The following is a 16,976-nucleotide window of genomic DNA, read 5'->3' as shown; positions in this document are numbered from 1 at the left end:
CAGAAGCCGGAGATCAGCTCACGATGGGCAGGCTCATGCCTGCCCGGTTGACCTCCAGATAGGCCACCAGATCCTCGAAGGCCAGCGGCCGGCTGAGCAAATAGCCCTGGGTGAAGGCGCATCCCTTCTGGCAGAGGAAGCTGAGCTGCTCCCGGGTCTCCACCCCCTCGATCACCACCTGCATGCCGAGGTTGTGCACTATGTTGATGATGCCGTCCAGCAGCAGCCTGTCCTGCTCGTTGAAGGGGATGTGACGCACGAAGCTGCGGTCTATCTTGACCAGATCCACCGGGAAGGTACGCAGGTAGGTGAGTGCCGAGTAGCCGGTGCCGAAGTCGTCGATGGCCAGCTTGCAGCCTGCCTCACGCAGGGACTCGATACGGATCCGGTGCTGGTCGCTGCTCTCCATCAGCAGGGATTCGGTGATCTCTATGATGATGTCGCTCGGCTCCAGACCGAAATGCTCTATCACCCTCAGCCACTCCGAGGCCTGGGGATCTATGGTCTGGAACTCCAGGGTGGAGCGGTTGATGGACATCTGCAGCTCGGGAAAGCCGCTTTGCTGCAAGCGGGCGAGATCCCGGCACGACTGCCACAGCACCAGGGCCCCCAGGCTCTGGATCAGGCCCGCCTCCTCCGCCAGGGGAATGAAATCGGCCGGCGAGACCTGACCCCAGTGGGGATGATACCAGCGCACCAGGGCCTCCAGCTTGGCGACCCGCCCGCTGCGGTTGTCCCAGATGGGCTGATAGGCCATGGTCAGCTGCTCCTGCTTGATCGCCTCCGCCAAATCCTGCTGCATCTGATGGCGCTGGCGCACCTCTTCGCGCATGGAGGCGCAGTAGCTCTCCAGGGGGCGGCCGAGCCGCTTGGCGGCAAACAGCGCCTGCTCGGCGTTGCGCAGCAGCTCGTCGCTCTCGCTGCCATCGGCGGGACAGAGGGTGACGCCGACCGTGGCCGTGATGTAGAGCTGCTGATTGGCCAGCATGAAGGGGCGGGCGAAGCTGCCCTGCACCTGCTTGGCAAACACCTCCGCCTGACGACGGCTGACGATGCCGGGCACCAGGAAGGCGAACTCGTCGCCGCCGATGCGGGCCACCAGATCCTCGGTCCGCACCCGGCTCACCAATCGATCCGACACCTCCCGCAGCAGGGCATCGCCCACATGGTGATCCATGCTGTTGTTGACCGCCTTGAAGTTGTTGAGGTCCAGCACCATGAGCGCGAAGCGCTCGCCCCGCTCGCAAAAGCGGGTCAGGCTGCGACCAAACAGCCAGCGGTTCGGCAGGCCGGTGAGGTTGTCGTAGTTCGCCTGGGTCGCAATCTTCTGCTCGGCGAGCTTGGTCTGGGAGATATCGCTGGAGATGGCGATGTATTGGGTGATTTTTCCCCCTTCGCGCAGGGCGCTGATCATCAGCTGCTGGGGGTAGAGCTTGCCGTTCTTGCGCTTGTTCCACACCTCGCCACGCCAGATGCCGACCCGGGAGAGGGTATGGTACATGTCGGCATAGAAGGCCTTGTCGTGCAGACCGGACTTGAGGATGCTGGGGGTCAGGCCGCACGCCTCCTCGCTGCTGTAGCCGGTGATGCGCTCGAAGGCCGGGTTGACCGAGATGATGCGGCTGTCGGCGTCGCACACCAGGATGGCTTCGGACAGGTTGTCATAGACCCGGTGGGAGAGCTTGAGCTGCTCGGCGTGGCGCCGGGCATCGTCTATGTTCTCCAGCAGCAGCATCAGGTGATCGGGCTCGTGACGTTCGTTGCGCACCAGGGTCACCGTCACCCTGCCCCACAGCTCATGGCCCAGCTTGTGGCGATAGCGCTTCTCCAGGGTCACCACGCTGCGTTCGCCGCGTACCAGCTCGCCATAGCAGGCCAGGCTGCGCAGCCAGTCCTTGGGATGGTGCAACTCGGCGGCCGTCCGATGCAGCAGCTCCTCCTCGCGGTAACCCAGCATCTTCTCGATGGCCGGGTTGGCCCACAGCAGGCGCCCCTGCAGATCCAGCTTGCCGATGCCCACCGGGGCGTGGGCCAGCATGCTGTCCATGGCGGGCAGAGGCAGCTTGGCAGGAACGTCTGTCCGGCTCAGGCTCAGCGCCAGCTCGCGGCCCGCCAGCGGCGCCAGCAGGCGCAGCACGCTCATCACCCTGTCCATGCTGTCCATCCCCTGGCGAAACCAGAGGCTGCAGATGCCGATGGTCTGCCCCTGGGCATCCCGCAGGGCAATGCCGGCATAGCCACGGACCCGATGGGCAATGAACAGGGGCGCCTGGGGGAACAGCTGGGGCAGGCGATCGCAGAACCAGGCCTCTCCCTGCTGCAGCACTATCTCCCCCGGGGTGGCGGCGATGGGCACTCGCGAGCCCTGGATGCCCAGGGTCGCCGGGAAGGCGGAATGCAGCTCGAACGAGGCAGTGACCGGATCCCGCCCTGCCACCAGCACCACATCGGCATCAACCGCCGCCGCGAGCTCTGTGACGAAGCTGTCAAAGTACCCCAGCCCACTGGCGTGGGACAGGTTTGACATGATCCGATAGACAGACGTGAGTGCTCGCCTCATGGCAAGATGCATTCTCTCCTGTGGGTATGGACTGCGACTCTACTCAAGCACGCAGATCAGTGCAAATGGGCGCGAGGCAAGGCCTTCAAATTACGTGAAAAAAGGGACCAATGGTCCCTTTTTCTCGCAAAAATCAGGCAGAGATCCCGCTATGGCACCAAAGTGTACCTGCTTGACACTCCCGAGCCCGAAGGGCGGCCGCATCAGGCCGCAATCCCGCTGTGGCGCAACAGGGCGTCCACCTTGGGTTCCCGGCCCCGGAAGGCGCGAAACAGCTCCATGGGTTCTTTCGAGCCCCCCTTCTCCAGAATGTGCTTCAGGAAGGATTGGCCTGTGGCCTGGTTGAAGATCCCCTCCTCTTCAAAGCGGGAGAAGGCATCGGCGGAGAGCACCTCGGCCCACTTGTAGCTGTAGTAGCCCGCCCCGTAGCCGCCGGCGAAGATGTGGGTGAAGCTGTGCTGGAAGCGGTTGAACGCAGGTGGGCTCAACACCGCGACCTGGCTGCGCACCTCATCCAGCAGTGCCGGGATCTGCCCGGGGTTGGCCGGATCGAACTCCTGGTGCAGGCGGAAATCGAACAGGGCGAACTCCAGCTGACGCAGCATCTGCATCGCCGCCTGGAAGTTGCGGGCGGTCAGCATCTTCTCCAGCAGATCCGCCGGCAGCGGCTCTCCCGTCTCATGGTGGCTGGAGATGAAGGCCAGCGCCTCGGACTCCCAGCACCAATTTTCCAGGAACTGGCTCGGCAGCTCCACCGCATCCCAGGCCACACCGTTGATTCCCGCCACGCCGGCCACATCGATCTGGGTCAGCATGTGATGAATGCCATGGCCGAACTCGTGGAACAGGGTCACCACCTCGTTGTGGGTGAACAGGGCGGGCTTGCCATCCACAGGGCCGTTGAAGTTGCAGGTGAGATAGGCCACCGGGTTTTGCAGGGAGCCATCCTGGCGGTAGCGACGACCGAGGCAGACATCCATCCAGGCCCCGCCCTGCTTGTGCTCGCGGGCATAGAGGTCGAGATAGAAGCTGCCGCGCAGCTCGTCTTCACCATCGAAGATATCGAAGAAACGCACGTCCGGGTGCCAGGTCTCGATGCCGTAGCGCTCGCGCACCTTCATGCCGAACACCCGGCGCACCACCTCGAACAGGCCGTTGACCACCTTGCCCGCCGGGAAGTAGGGACGCAGCTGCTCGTCGGAGATGGAGAACTTGTGCTGTTTGAGCTTCTCGGCGTAGTAAGGGAGATCCCAGGCGGCCAGCTCGCTCTGGCCATATTGCTCGGCGGCAAAGGCACGGATCTCCGCCAGCTCGGCCTTGCCCTGGGGCAGGGAGCGCTCGGCCAGGTCGGTGAGAAAGCCCACCACCTGCTGCGGTTTCTCCGCCATCTTGGTGGCCAGCGACAACTCGGCGTAGTTGGCGAAGCCCAGCAGTTGGGCCAGCTCCCGGCGCAGGGTGAGCAGCTCGGTCATGATGGCGGAGTTGTCCCACTTGCCGGCGTTCGGACCCTGATCCGAGGCGCGGGTGCAGTAGGCGCCGTAAAGCTCCTCGCGCAGCGCCCGGTTGTCGGCATACATCATCACCGGCAGGTAGGAGGGGATGTCCAGGGTGAACAGCCATCCCTCCTTGCCCTTCTGCTCGGCCATCTGGCGGGCGGCCGCCTGGGCGCTCGCGGGCAGACCGGCCAGCTCGGCCTCGTCGGTCACCAGCTTGCTCCAGCCCATGGTCGCATCCAGCACATTGTTGCTGAAGCGGGACGCCAGCTCGGAGAGACGAGCCTGGATCTCGCCATAACGCTGCTTCTGCTCCGCCGCCAGGCCTATGCCGGACAGGCGGAAATCCCGCAAGGTGTTTTCTATCTCCTTGCGCTGGGCGGCGCCGAGACGGGGGAAGTCATCGCTCTGGGCCAGCTCGCAATAGGCTTCATACAAGCCCTCATGCTGGCCGACATAGGTCTGGAATTCCGACAGCAGCGGCAGGCAGGCATCATGGGCGGCGCGCAGCGCCTCGCTGTTCTGCACGGCGTTGAGATGGCTGACCGGTGACCAGATGCGGGCCAGCCTGTCGTTGGCCTCTTCCAGCGGGGCGATCAGGCTGTCCCAGGTATGGGGGCCGCTCTGGGCCAGCACATCCTGGATCTTCTGCTTGCTGTCGGCGATGGCCTGCGCCACGGCAGGCTGGACATGTTCAGGCTGAATGCGGCTGAAAAGCGGCAAGGAGTCCATTGTCAGCAAAGGGTTATTCATCCTGTCGTACCTCATTTCTCAGCCCCTGCTGTCCAGAAGCCTTATCATTTTGCTTGGACCACCTAAGATGTAGGCTCCGGGCGCATTAATCAAGCCTTTGCCTGCAACACTCTCGACTCAGCCACAGCTTGCGGCAAACCCCCACGACAGCGGTGAGTGAAGCGGTTAAACTGATGCCCTTCCCATCCAGACCGCAAGGACGCCATGTCAGGACTCGTCATCAGGACCGCAAAGGCCACAGGCTTCAACGGCCTCTCCTATCGTCTGCTCTCCTACATTCTCATCTGCAGCACGGCCCTGGCCCTCATCATCACGGCGCTGCAACTGGTCTGGGACTACCGCAAGGATGTGGCCCTCATCGAGGGCAGCATCGGCCAGATCGAAGCCTCCTTCCTGCAACCCATCTCCGCCAGCCTGTGGAACCTGGACGAGGAACAGGTCAAGGTGCAGATAGAGGGCATCATGAACCTGCCCAACATGCAGTTCGTCATGGTCAAGGAGCTGCTGGGCAGTGCCGAGGTGCCCCTGCTGACCCAGGGGGTGGAGCGGGACAGGTACGACATCTCCCGCGAGTTCAAGCTGAGCTATCAGGGGGAGATGGTCGGCAAGCTGTTCGTGGCCGCGTCGCTGGAGCAGGTGTATCAACGCCTGATAGAGAAGTCCGTCCTCATCCTGATCAGCCAGACCATCAAGACCCTGGTGGTCTCCTTCTGCATACTGACCATCATCTACTATCTGGTGGTGCGCCACCTGCACCGCATCGCCCACTACGCCCAGCACTTCAACCTGGAGCGGCTGGACGTGCCCCTCACCCTGGAGGGGCGCACGCTGCCCCGCAAGAGACCCGATGAACTGGATGCCCTGGTTGCCACCCTCAACGAGATGCGCAGCCGGCTGCAGGACGAGTTCATGGCCCGCCATCGTTCCGCCGAGCAGCTGCAACAGGAGCGCGACTTCTCCGCCACCCTGATCAACTCGGCCAACATGATCATCTGCTGCCTGGAGCCCGACCTCACCATCGCCAGCGTCAACCCGGCCGCCGTCCTGCTCACCGGCTATCACCAGCAGGAGATCCAGGGGCGCAACTGGCTGTCTCTGTTCGTGGAGGAGGCGCAGCGCGACCCCATTCAGGCCAGGATCGCGCGCCAGGAGAAGATAGAGGATGAAGAGCTGACCATGTTCGATCAGGACGGCGGCGAGCTCACCCTGCAGTGGACCTTCGCCCCCTTCTACGAGGGGGAGAACCTCAAGTATCTGATTGGCTTTGGCTATGACATCACCCGCCTCAAGCGGATAGAGCGGGAGATCACCGAATTCAGCGAACAGCTCGAAGGCAAGGTGCAGGAGCGCACCCGCAGCCTGAGCGAGGCCAACGATCAGCTGGGCAAGGCCTATCACGACCTGAAGCAGGCCCAGCAGACCCTGGTGGAGTCGGAAAAGATGGCGTCGCTGGGTTCCCTGGTCGCCGGGGTCGCCCACGAGATCAACACCCCCATCGGCATCAGCGTCACCGCCTCTTCCTATCTGCAAGAGCAGGTCGCCGACTTCAGGCAGCACCTGGAGGCCAAGCAGCTCTCCCGCTCCTATCTCAATGAATTCACGGTCAATCTCGACGAGTCCATGCAGCTGCTGCAGGGCAATCTGCGCCGCGCATCCGAGCTCATCGCCAGCTTCAAGCAGGTGGCGGTCGATCAATCCTCCGAGGCCCGCTACAGCTTCAACGTCGCCGAAAACCTGCATCAGGTGGTGGTCTCCCTCGGTCACAAGCTCAAGAAGGCCCAGTGCGAACTGGATATCCAGTGCGATCCCAAGCTCAGCCTCTTCTCCTTCCCTGGCAGCTTCACCCAGATCTATTCCAACCTGATCCTCAACTCCATCCATCACGGCTTCGACGAGTGGGACAGACCCAAGAAGATCAGCATCCGGGTCGAGCGCCAGGGGGAGGATCTGGTCATCGACTATGCCGACAATGGCCGGGGCATCCCTCCCCACATACTGCCGCGCATCTTCGATCCCTTCGTCACCTCCAAGCGAGGCCACGGAGGCAGCGGGCTCGGCACCCACATCATCTACAACCTGGTGGTGCAGCTGCTGCGCGGACGCATCCATTGCAGCAGCGAACCCGGCCATGGCGCCCAGTTCCACATTCGCGTGCCCATGCAGGAGGGGTGAATCGGCTCCTCCCGGCACGGTTCAGGGCGCGCCCATGACCCCGCTGCCGGACACTGGCGCTTGTGAGCCGACCCTTTTGTCCCCATCATCGGGTATTGCACCCTCAACCAGTGGAGAGCCAACCCAATGGCACAGCATTTCGACTATATCGCCATCGGCGGCGGCAGTGGCGGCATCGCCTCCGCCAATCGCGCCGCCATGCACGGCAAAAAAGTTGCCCTGATTGAAGCCAAAGATCTGGGGGGAACCTGCGTCAACGTCGGCTGTGTCCCCAAGAAGGCCATGTGGTATGCCGGCCAGATCGCCGATGCCCTCAGATACGGACCCGACTACGGCTTCGACACCACCCTCAACCACTTCAGCTGGGCCAGGCTGGTGGAGTCTCGTCAGGCCTATATAGGTCGCATCCACCAGTCCTACGAAAATGTGCTGGGCAAGAACGGCATCACCGTCATCCGGGGCTTCGCCCGCTTTGTCGACAGCCACACCGTCGAGGTGAATGGCGAGCAATACAGTGCCGATCACATACTGATCGCCACCGGCGGCCGCCCCGAGGTGCCTGCCATCCCGGGGGCCGAATACGGCATCGACTCCGACGGCTTCTTTGCCCTGGAGAGCCAGCCCAAACGGGTCGCCGTGGTCGGCGCCGGCTATATCGCGGTCGAGATCGCCGGGGTGATGCAGGCCCTCGGTTCGGAAACCCACCTGGTGGTGCGCAAGCAGGGCCCCCTGCGCAGCTTCGACCCCATGATCCAGGAGACACTGGTGGAGATCATGGCCGCCGAAGGGCCCAGGCTGCACAACCACGCCATCCCCAAGGCCGTGGTCAAGAACGCCGACGACAGCCTGACCCTGCAACTGGAAGATGGCCGCCACCTCACGGTGGACTGCCTGATCTGGGCCATTGGCCGCGCCCCCGCCACCGACGGCCTCAACCTGGCCGCCACCGGCATCACCCTGGACGAGAAGGGCTATATTCCGACCGACAAGTTCCAGAACACCGCCGTCGCCAACCTCTATGCGGTGGGTGACAACACCGGCCGCATCCAGCTCACCCCGGTGGCCGTCGCGGCAGGCCGTCGCCTCTCGGAGCGGCTGTTCAACAACAAGCCGAGCGAGCACCTCAACTACGATCTGGTGCCGACCGTGGTGTTCAGCCATCCCCCCATCGGCACCATAGGCCTGACCGAACCGGAAGCCATCGCCGAATATGGCGAGGCGCAGGTGAAGGTCTACCGCAGCCAGTTCACCGCCATGTACTCGGCCCTGACCCAGCATCGCCAGCCCACCCGGATGAAACTGGTCTGCGTCGGCCCGGACGAGAAAGTGGTCGGCCTGCACGGCATCGGCTTTGCCATGGACGAAATCCTGCAGGGCTTCGGCGTCGCCATGAAGATGGGCGCCACCAAGGCAGATTTTGACAACTGCGTGGCCATTCATCCCACCAGTGCAGAAGAGTTCGTTACTATGAGGGGTTAATGTAGAAAACCCACCTACACACGTTCGTACTGTAGAAAAACTGATTGGCCAGAGCCTCGTTCTCTGGCCTTCATTTATCGACTCATCGATACACTGCCTCTTCTAACACGTTTATGCCCCATTCCAAGTTTGCGCAACAAAACCGTGAAGAATTTAAGCTGAGAATTGTCTGACTTTTCCTAATGGTTGTAATATCTGTTGAAGCGTAACAATAATGGCTCCAATTCAACGAGAGCACCATTTCAGGTACTGGTATTCCCATATAAAATTGAAATACCAGAACACGTCTTCCTGATTGCTTGCTGAACAGGAGATGGTGAATGGTAGGCAATTTCTGGCGGTGGAGAAGATCAAGAGTCGTTGTTCGATGCCGAAAAAGAAGGTTGTATGAAGATGAATTGTTAACAGGTGATCGATGCAACGTAACGTTATAGGATATTGTTTTTTAATCAGTTGAAAATTAAAAAGTGAAGTAATGCTCTCACCAAGACCCCTAATAATATTCCTGGCATTGCATATTTAAATAGTCGTACAAAACGATAGCTTAAACCCAAGAATATACCTACACCCGGCAAGTCGAATGTATTAACCAAAAATCCGGCGGAGGTATTTATCTGCGTAGCGGACATATTGCCTTGTTGAATCAAATCGGTCGCAACACCTAAATAAGCAGTCCCTCCACCTAGGTATTTTGCCAGAGTGGGCATAACAAACATGGAAGATATATCGACGGCGTTCAACAGAGGCAATAATGTTTGCTCTAGAGCTGTAACGGCTCCAGCGGCTTTGAGGATACCGACAATAGCAATTGACAAAGTTAGCATTGGAATAGCACCTACAGCTAATCTAATTGCGTCAATGCCGGCATCATTAATCACCTTTATTAAACTACTATGGGGCGAACTGTCATTTAATTCTTGGTCTGAAGAATGGCTGTCTTTATCTGATAAATTTCGTCCTGAGAAATACCAAGTCAATGAAGATGCACACAATCCACCGATGATAGAAATGACAATTGCCGCCGTCCAGTTGAGGCCTAAAGGGATCATTGGATAGAGAATATTGCCTTGAGCCATTGCTAATAGCATCGCCAAGGTTGCGGCTAAGTGTCGGTCTGATACACCTCGACTTTGCATAATAGACAGCGTAGCAAGTGGAGCCGCGAAACTGATAAAGTTCATCTGAAGTAAGGCGAAGGTGCTCATTCCTGTTAAGCCAAATGGCTTAACAATTGGAGTCAGTTTCTTAACAATGATATCCAATATTCCCTTTGTTTCCAGCACTTTCATGATACACAGCATAACTATCATAACAGGGAGAAGAGTATAGAGCGCGATATCAACAGAGAACCGACCTGAAGACAGAATAATTTCAATGAATGACATGCTGGATTCCTAAAATATACCTTTAGCCTTAAAAGTAGGGGGTTGTTAAAGTTGTGTTTATTTGATGGCGAAAATGGCATCTACCTGGAGAATCATGTTGAAAGGCAGTGAATTCGCACCCATAACTGAGCGAGTGTGACAGCCCTTTTCGCCTAAAACTTCGACCAGTAAGTCAGAGCAACCGTTAACAACTTTGGCATGATCAACGAAGTTATCGCTGGCATTGACCATACCAAATAATTTAACGACCGAATCAATACGTGATAAATCACCTAATACATCTTTAGCAACGGCTAGTATTTGCAACCCCACATTTCGCCCAGCCAAATAACCTTCCTGAACGGTAAGATAGTTACCCAAAGTTCCTGTTGTAAATTGCCCGCCTTCACTTCTTGGTCCTTGCCCAGATAAATAAAGCATATTTCCAACTAAACGAGCAGGTTGATATTGACCTGCCGGTTTAGGAGCTGGAGGTAAAACAAAATTAAGTAATTCAAGTGTTTTCTCTGGTGATATTGCCATACCAATCTTCTCAATCATTAGTTAATATTACTTGATCAGCTAAGCAATCGTGCGCTGCCTGATACTTTGATCCCAGAGCCAATTTGAGGTGAGATCTCAGCGGTTAAGCATGAAGGTATACCCATATCTTCCCCTTGATAAATCACGATAGATCCCCGATGCGGCCAAGTGATATCTCTGAGATATCCAGAAAGTGCTGCTGCTGCCGCTCCAGTTGCAGGGTCTTCAAATACTCCTCCTACAGGAAACGGATTTCGTGAGTGGAATACTTGATTCTGCTCAGCGTAAATCAGGTTGAATGTCACCAGCTTTTCTCGAAGCGATAAATGACGACCATCTTCTTGGTTATACTGCATCGCTTGCAATGTTTGTCTGTCTTTTAAGGCAAGGATCAAGTGATCTCCACCGCCATGAGCTATCGCAGGTGGAATTCGTAGATCAAGGTCTGTCTCACTGAGGCCAAATAAAGCGAGGGCTTCAGCGAGTAATTCCTTACCAATTGGGCGGCTATGAGTAGGTGGAGAGATAAATGAAGCCCCCCAGTCCTGCTCAGAGAAGTAGCCTTCGACACTGATTTGCGCGTGATTGAGTGTTAAGTGAAAGGTTCCAGGCCCAAAATCTCGCGCAAGAGCGGAGCCGAGCGCAATGGTTGCATGACCGCAAAAGTCTACTTCAACTTTTGGTGAAAAATACCGAACTCGCCAACCTGTATCGTTAGGAGCTGCAAATACAGTTTCCGAATAACCAATCTCTGCTGCCAATGTTTGCATGGTTTTGGTCTCAGGCATCAATTCACATAGAACAACGCCAGCGGGATTCCCCCCTTCTGAACCGTTTGAGAATGCAGCAACGCGCTGAATATTCATAATATTTTTCTCCGAAAGTAAGGAATTACAAAGATATGCCAATATATCAACGGGTAAGCGGTTCAAAGGAGGCCACTAAGTCTATTTCAACCAAAGCATCTTCAAGAGCCAGTTGTGAGATAACGGTAGAGCGAGTTGGCAAATGGTCGCCAAATGCGCGGGCAAATGCGGCATCAAATTTTTGAAAATTATTTCGTTCGGTAATCCATACACTGGCTTTTACGACGTTTTCCGGCCCCAAATTATATTTATCCAGGACCTTAAACTGATGAGCAAGAATTAAAGCTGTCTGCTCTTCAACATCACCATGGATTTTGCCGCTGCTATCGAACGCAAGCTGGCCGGATAAGAACAGTAATGAGCCTGATTTTATTGCTGGGGAAAGGTGTGGCATATTGAGATCTCCTTTGATTATCTTCTGGAGATGATTGTGTCAACATGCACTGTGGGAGGCAATATCTTAAATTTGCACAATACTCATGCATCATTTGCATGAATCATACTTAAAGGTAGCACTAACTATTTCCATGGTACTGGCTGAAATAGCTGTGAAATCCATTCACCAAATGCGTCCGTTCGAGCTGATACATAGTGACGCGACGCTCGAACCAGATAAATTCCTCCATCACTATCAAAATGCCATTGCGGCATTAGTTGCACTAAGGTCCCTGTATGTATGTCTTGAGCAACAAGCCACTCTCCAGCACCAAGTATTCCAATGCCAGCCCGTGCCGCTTCGAGCATGGCGATACTATCGTTAGTGACTAATGTTCCGTTGGTACGAACCATAGCTAGTTGCTGTCCATCGGAAAGGCGCCATATTGGGTAGGATTGAAGACTCGGGTTACCGATACAGTTGTGCTCAAGTAGTTGGTCTGGCTCTAGAGGCGTTCCATACTGTTGCAAATAATTAGGTGACGCAACAAGAATTCGTTTATGACTGGTCAGCTTACGTGCAACGAGACGACTGTCGGTTAGATCCCCAATTCGAATAGCAGCATCAAATCCACCTTCAATAAGATCAACATAATTATCACTATAGTTAATATCTAGCTCTAGATTGGGATACTTCACCATGAATTCTGGAATTTTCGGTGCTAACCACAAACGTCCCATAGTGGCTGGAAAAGCCAGTTTTAGTCTCCCGCTCAGATTATTCGCATTTTCAGTCGCTTCTTCTTGTGCTTCCTCTATAAGGTCAGTCGCTACCCTATATTTATCAGCGAGACGTTTGCCTGTATCAGTTAGGTGAACTTGGCGTGTCGTGCGTTCAACCAGACGAACACCCAGGCGGGTCTCCAATGACGCAATACGTTTAGAAATAATGGTGGGATGTCGTCCAATTGCTTTTCCAGCTGCGGCAAAATTTCCGTTAGCAGCAACGGCTAGCAGGGCTACAATTTCATCAATATGTTGGCTGTTTATTTTCATAATAAATAGGGGATCCTACGGTCAAGTAAACGCAAGCTACGTTATACAGCAACAGCTAATGTTCTAACAATTAACAATTTAACACCCCTGTTTTTGACCAGTAGACCTTAGGGACTGTCGTCCTCCTCGCCATTTCTCTCGCAAATCCGTCGTTCTTTACGCCGATTTTACGCCTGTCCCCGGGCGCTTTATGGCGCCTTTACGCCGGTTTTACATACCCTTTTCAGCGTCAATGACACCTTCGGGATCGACACGGATTTGCATCGATCCCCGACGCTAACTACCTCAACGGAGTCGTTATGAATTGGCTATATCTGCTGCTGGTCCTCGCCCTGATGGGCTATCTGCTGCGCGCACTCACGCGCACCCATGAGTGAGGGACCTGAAAATGCGGCAAGTAATTATCCATCCGGTGGCCTGTGAGCAGCCGAGCCTCGCGGGCTATCCAATGCGTGCACTGATGCACTGCGACCACGAGCGAGGGATCTGACATGTGGCAAGAAATCCTCTATCCGGCAGCCTTCGTGTTGCTGGTGCTGCTGCCGGCGCCCCTGCTTGGCAACTACCTGTACCGGGTGTTTGAGGGGCAGACCCGCTGGCTGGCTCCCCTTGAGCGCGCCACCCTGGCCGGCTGCGGCACCGATGGTCGGGAGCAGGACTGGAAGTCCTACGCCCTCAGCCTGCTGGCCTTCAACGGCGCCGGCTTCGGCCTGCTGTTTCTGATCCTGATGGCTCAGGGCCTGCTGCCCCTCAACCCGCAGCAACTGCCCGGGCTGAACTGGCAACTGGCCCTCAACACCGCGGTCAGCTTCATGACCAACACCAACTGGCAGGCCTATTCCGGCGAGGCCAGCCTCTCCTATTTCAGCCAGATGGTGGGACTCACCACCCAGAACTTCGTCTCCGCCGGGACGGGGGCGACCGTGGCCATCGCCCTGTTTCGCGGCCTATCCCGCCAGCAGACCCATCACATCGGCAACTTCTGGCGCGACCTGGTGCGATTCTGCCTCTATGTGCTGTTGCCCATGGCGCTGGTGATGGCTTTGCTGCTGGTATGGCAAGGGGTGCCCCAGAGCCTGTCTGCCTACCTGCCGTTCCAGGGCCTGGAAGGCCAGGATCAGCTGCTGCCGCTGGGCCCTGCCGCGTCGCAGATCGCCATCAAACAGCTCGGCTCCAACGGCGGCGGCTTCTTCGGGGTCAACTCGGCCCATCCGTTCGAGAACCCGACCGCCTTCAGCAACTGGCTGGAGATGGTGGCCCTGCTGCTGCTGCCCGCCGCCCTGGTCTGCACCCTGGGTCGTTACGTCAAGGATGCGGGCCACGGCCGCGCCATCCTGGCGGCCATGACACTGCTGCTGGTGCTGGGGCTCGCCGTCACCATCGGTCAGGAGCTGAAGGCAGACCCGAATCTGGCCCAGCTCAGCGACCAGGCTGGCAACTGGGAGGGCAAGGAGAGCCGCTTCGGCCCCGTGCTGTCCGGCATCTGGGCGGTGGCGACCACGGCCGCCTCCAACGGCTCGGTCAACGCCATGCACGACAGCTTCACCCCGCTGGGGGGCATGGTGGCCATGGTCAACATGCTGCTGGGCGAGGTGGTATTCGGCGGCGTCGGCGCCGGCATCTACGGCATGATGCTGTTCGTGCTGCTGACCGTGTTCCTGTGCGGCCTGATGGTGGGGCGCACCCCGACTTATCTCGGCAAGCGGCTCGGCATCACGGAGATGAAGTGGGTGGTCGCCAGCATGCTGGTCATGCCGGTCGGGGTATTGGTGATCGGTGGTCTCACCCTGCTGCTGCCCGGCTCGCACGCCGTGATCGGCCACGAGGGGCCCCACGGCCTGTCCCGGCTGATCTACGCCTATGCCTCGGCGGCGGGCAACAACGGTTCCGCCTTCGCCGGCTTCGGCGCAGGTGACAACTGGCAGTGCATCGCCATCGCCCTGGCCATGCTGCTGGGCCGCTTCGGCTACATCATCCCCGTGCTCGCCATCGCCGGCCAGCTCGCCCGCGCGCCTCGCCTGGACGCAGGAGAGAGCGCATTTCCGATCCGCGGCCCGCTCTTCATCACCCTGCTGATCATCACAGTCCTGCTGATAGGGGGCCTCTCCTTCCTACCTGCGCTGGCACTGGGTCCCATCGCCGAGCAGCTGAGCCTGACTCAGGGGGGCTTCTGATGATCGCCCTCTCGATCACCTTGCAGATGCCCATGGCCAACCTTTTGATACCGGGAGCTTTTCAATGAGCAAGTCCATCTCGATGACCACCCACACCGACAAGGTGAAGGGTAAGAAACCGGCCTCGCAGACAGTGCAGGCCATGGTGGAAGCCCTCTACCGCTTCAATCCCAGGGCGCTGATCGGCAGCCCCATCCTGTTTACCCTCTGGCTGGCGGCTGTGATGGCCACCATCGAGTCCCTTCTTGGCCAACCCCTGTCCGGGGTCGCCCCTTCGCTGGCCTGGCAGCTGACCGCCTGGCTCTGGCTGACCCTCTGGTTTGCCAACTTCGCCGAGACCCTGGCCGAAGGCCGTGGCAAGGCACGAGCCGACAGCCTGAAGGCGGGCATGAGCCAGCTCAAGGCGCGCCGGGTTGCCGACAGCAGAGACGATCAGGGGGAATGGGTGCCAGCCACCCTTCTGCGCAAGGGGGATCTGGTGCTGGTACGCAGCGGCGAGATGATCCCCGCCGACGGCGAGGTGATCGCCGGCATCGCCTCGGTCAACGAAGCCGCCATCACGGGGGAATCCGCCCCCGTCATCCGCGAGTCCGGCACCGACCGCAGCGGCGTGACCGGCAATACCACTGTGGTCTCCGACGAGATTTGGGTGCGGGTGACCAGCAATCCCGGGGAGAGCACGCTGGACAGGATGATAGCGCTGGTGGAAGGGGCCAAGCGTCAGAAGACCCCCAACGAGATGGCGCTGGACGCCCTGCTGGTGGGACTGACCCTGATCTTCCTGCTGGTGGTGGCCACCCTGCCCTGGTTTCTCACCTACAACGGCAGCCAGGTTCCCAGGCTCTATCTGATTGCGCTGTTCATCACCCTGATCCCGACCACCATAGGCGGCCTGCTCTCCGCCATCGGCATCGCCGGCATGGACCGGCTGGTCAAGCTCAACGTGATCGCCAAGTCGGGCCGTGCGGTGGAGGCCGCCGGCGACGTGCGCACCCTGCTGCTGGACAAGACAGGCACCATCACCTTCGGCAACCGCATGGCGGACGAGCTGATCCCGGCCCCCGGGGTCGATCCGACCATACTGGCCCAGGCCGCCATGCTGGCCTCGCTGGGCGACAATACCCCAGAGGGCAAGTCCATCCTGACCCTGGCCGGCAAGAGCCTGATCCAGCCGAGCCAGCTGGAGAGCGATGAGCTGATCCCCTTCAGCGCCGAGACCCGGCTGAGCGGCCTGAACCGCAACGGTCATCAATACCGCAAGGGGGCGGTGGATGCGGTGCTCGCCTATCTCGCCCTCGACGGCAAGGGGCTGCCCGAACCCATTCGCCAGGCGGTGGACAGGATAGCCCGCCAGGGCGGCACCCCGCTGCTGGTCTGTACCCAGGATCGGCTGCTGGGGGCTGTCTACCTCAAGGACATCATCAAGCCCGGCATCAAGGCCCGTTTCCAGGTGCTGCGCCACATGGGGATCCGCACCGTGATGATCACCGGGGACAACCCGCTGACCGCCGCCGCCATCGCCGCCGAGGCCGGGGTGGATGACTTCATCGCCGAGGCGACCCCGGAGAAGAAGCTGGCCTACATCCGCCAGGAGCAGGCGGACGGTCGCCTGGTCGCCATGTGCGGTGACGGCGCCAACGACGCCCCGGCCCTGGCCCAGGCGGACGTGGGCCTGGCCATGAACGAAGGCACCCAGGCCGCCAAGGAGGCGGGCAACCTGGTGGATCTGGACTCCAACCCCACCAAGCTGCTGGACGTGGTGCTGGTGGGCAAGCAGTTGCTGGTGACCCGGGGAGCCCTGACCACCTTCTCCATCGCCAACGATCTGGCCAAGTATTTCGCCATACTGCCGGCCCTGTTCGTCGCGGCCTATCCCCAGCTCGATGCCCTCAACCTGATGGACCTCGCCAGCCCACAGAGCGCCATACTGTCGGCCATCATCTTCAACGCCCTCATCATAGTGGCCCTGGTACCCCTGGCCCTGCGCGGGGTGGACGTGAAGGGCACGGCCGCCAGCCTGCTGCGCCGCAACCTGTTGGTCTACGGGGTCGGTGGCCTGCTGGTGCCCTTTGTCGGCATCAAGCTCATCGACCTCGCCATCACCGGCTTCGGCCTGGTGTGACGCCATGGCGTCGATGCAG

11 protein-coding genes are annotated in these 16,976 nt (G+C 58.7%); 4 read left to right on the top strand and 7 right to left on the bottom strand.

Annotation, left to right across the window (positions count from 1 at the left end; translation table 11 throughout):
- Positions 1-13 precede the first annotated feature (13 nt).
- The gene (locus ACEUCR_RS15720; protein WP_408791347.1) at positions 14-2,560 is read right to left on the bottom strand and encodes an EAL domain-containing protein; all 2,547 of its coding nucleotides are present in this window, start codon (positions 2,558-2,560) and stop codon (positions 14-16) included.
- 203 nt (positions 2,561-2,763) lie between these two features.
- Positions 2,764-4,806 carry an oligopeptidase A gene (gene prlC / locus ACEUCR_RS15715; RefSeq protein WP_111874408.1) on the bottom strand — a complete coding sequence of 681 codons (2,043 nt, stop codon included), beginning with the start codon at positions 4,804-4,806 and terminating at the stop codon, positions 2,764-2,766.
- 204 nt (positions 4,807-5,010) lie between these two features.
- Here prlC and ACEUCR_RS15710 point away from each other — a divergent pair, with 204 nt between their 5' ends.
- Positions 5,011-6,978, top strand: a complete 1,968-nt coding sequence (locus ACEUCR_RS15710; RefSeq protein ID WP_408791345.1) for an ATP-binding protein — start codon at positions 5,011-5,013, stop codon at positions 6,976-6,978.
- A gap of 126 nt (positions 6,979-7,104) precedes the next feature.
- Positions 7,105-8,457, top strand: coding sequence for a glutathione-disulfide reductase (gorA, locus tag ACEUCR_RS15705; RefSeq protein ID WP_408791343.1), 1,353 nt, complete (start codon positions 7,105-7,107; stop codon positions 8,455-8,457).
- A 449-nt stretch (positions 8,458-8,906) separates the two neighbouring features.
- Here gorA and ACEUCR_RS15700 read toward each other — a convergent pair whose 3' ends face one another.
- The 5 genes from ACEUCR_RS15700 to ACEUCR_RS15680 form a co-directional block, all read right to left on the bottom strand.
- Positions 8,907-9,842 carry a nucleoside recognition domain-containing protein gene (locus ACEUCR_RS15700; RefSeq protein ID WP_408791341.1) on the bottom strand — a complete coding sequence of 312 codons (936 nt, stop codon included), beginning with the start codon at positions 9,840-9,842 and terminating at the stop codon, positions 8,907-8,909.
- Between the two features lie 57 nt (positions 9,843-9,899).
- Positions 9,900-10,382 carry a RidA family protein gene (locus tag ACEUCR_RS15695; protein WP_408791339.1) on the bottom strand — a complete coding sequence of 161 codons (483 nt, stop codon included), beginning with the start codon at positions 10,380-10,382 and terminating at the stop codon, positions 9,900-9,902.
- A 17-nt stretch (positions 10,383-10,399) separates the two neighbouring features.
- Entirely contained in the window at positions 10,400-11,230 is an 831-nt protein-coding gene (locus tag ACEUCR_RS15690) for a PhzF family phenazine biosynthesis protein (RefSeq protein WP_408791337.1), read from the bottom strand.
- A gap of 46 nt (positions 11,231-11,276) precedes the next feature.
- On the bottom strand, positions 11,277-11,624 hold the full coding sequence (locus tag ACEUCR_RS15685; protein WP_408791335.1) for a RidA family protein: 348 nt from the start codon (positions 11,622-11,624) through the stop codon (positions 11,277-11,279).
- 125 nt (positions 11,625-11,749) lie between these two features.
- Positions 11,750-12,661 (bottom strand): LysR family transcriptional regulator, encoded by a 912-nt coding sequence (locus ACEUCR_RS15680; RefSeq protein ID WP_408791334.1) that lies wholly within the window; start codon positions 12,659-12,661, stop codon positions 11,750-11,752.
- Between the two features lie 491 nt (positions 12,662-13,152).
- Between ACEUCR_RS15680 and kdpA the strand changes: the two genes are divergently transcribed.
- Together kdpA and kdpB are read left to right on the top strand one after the other, a co-directional pair.
- Complete coding sequence (gene kdpA / locus ACEUCR_RS15675) at positions 13,153-14,835, top strand: potassium-transporting ATPase subunit KdpA (protein ID WP_392443753.1); 1,683 nt, start codon at positions 13,153-13,155, stop codon at positions 14,833-14,835.
- Between the two features lie 64 nt (positions 14,836-14,899).
- Positions 14,900-16,957 carry a potassium-transporting ATPase subunit KdpB gene (gene kdpB / locus ACEUCR_RS15670; protein WP_052448079.1) on the top strand — a complete coding sequence of 686 codons (2,058 nt, stop codon included), beginning with the start codon at positions 14,900-14,902 and terminating at the stop codon, positions 16,955-16,957.
- Positions 16,958-16,976 lie beyond the last annotated feature (19 nt).

It is taken from the genome of Aeromonas bivalvium (assembly GCF_046078285.1).
GTDB lineage: Bacteria > Pseudomonadota > Gammaproteobacteria > Enterobacterales > Aeromonadaceae > Aeromonas > Aeromonas bivalvium.
Note: the sequence above shows the minus strand (reverse complement) of the source record. Positions and strands in the feature narration are given on the sequence as shown.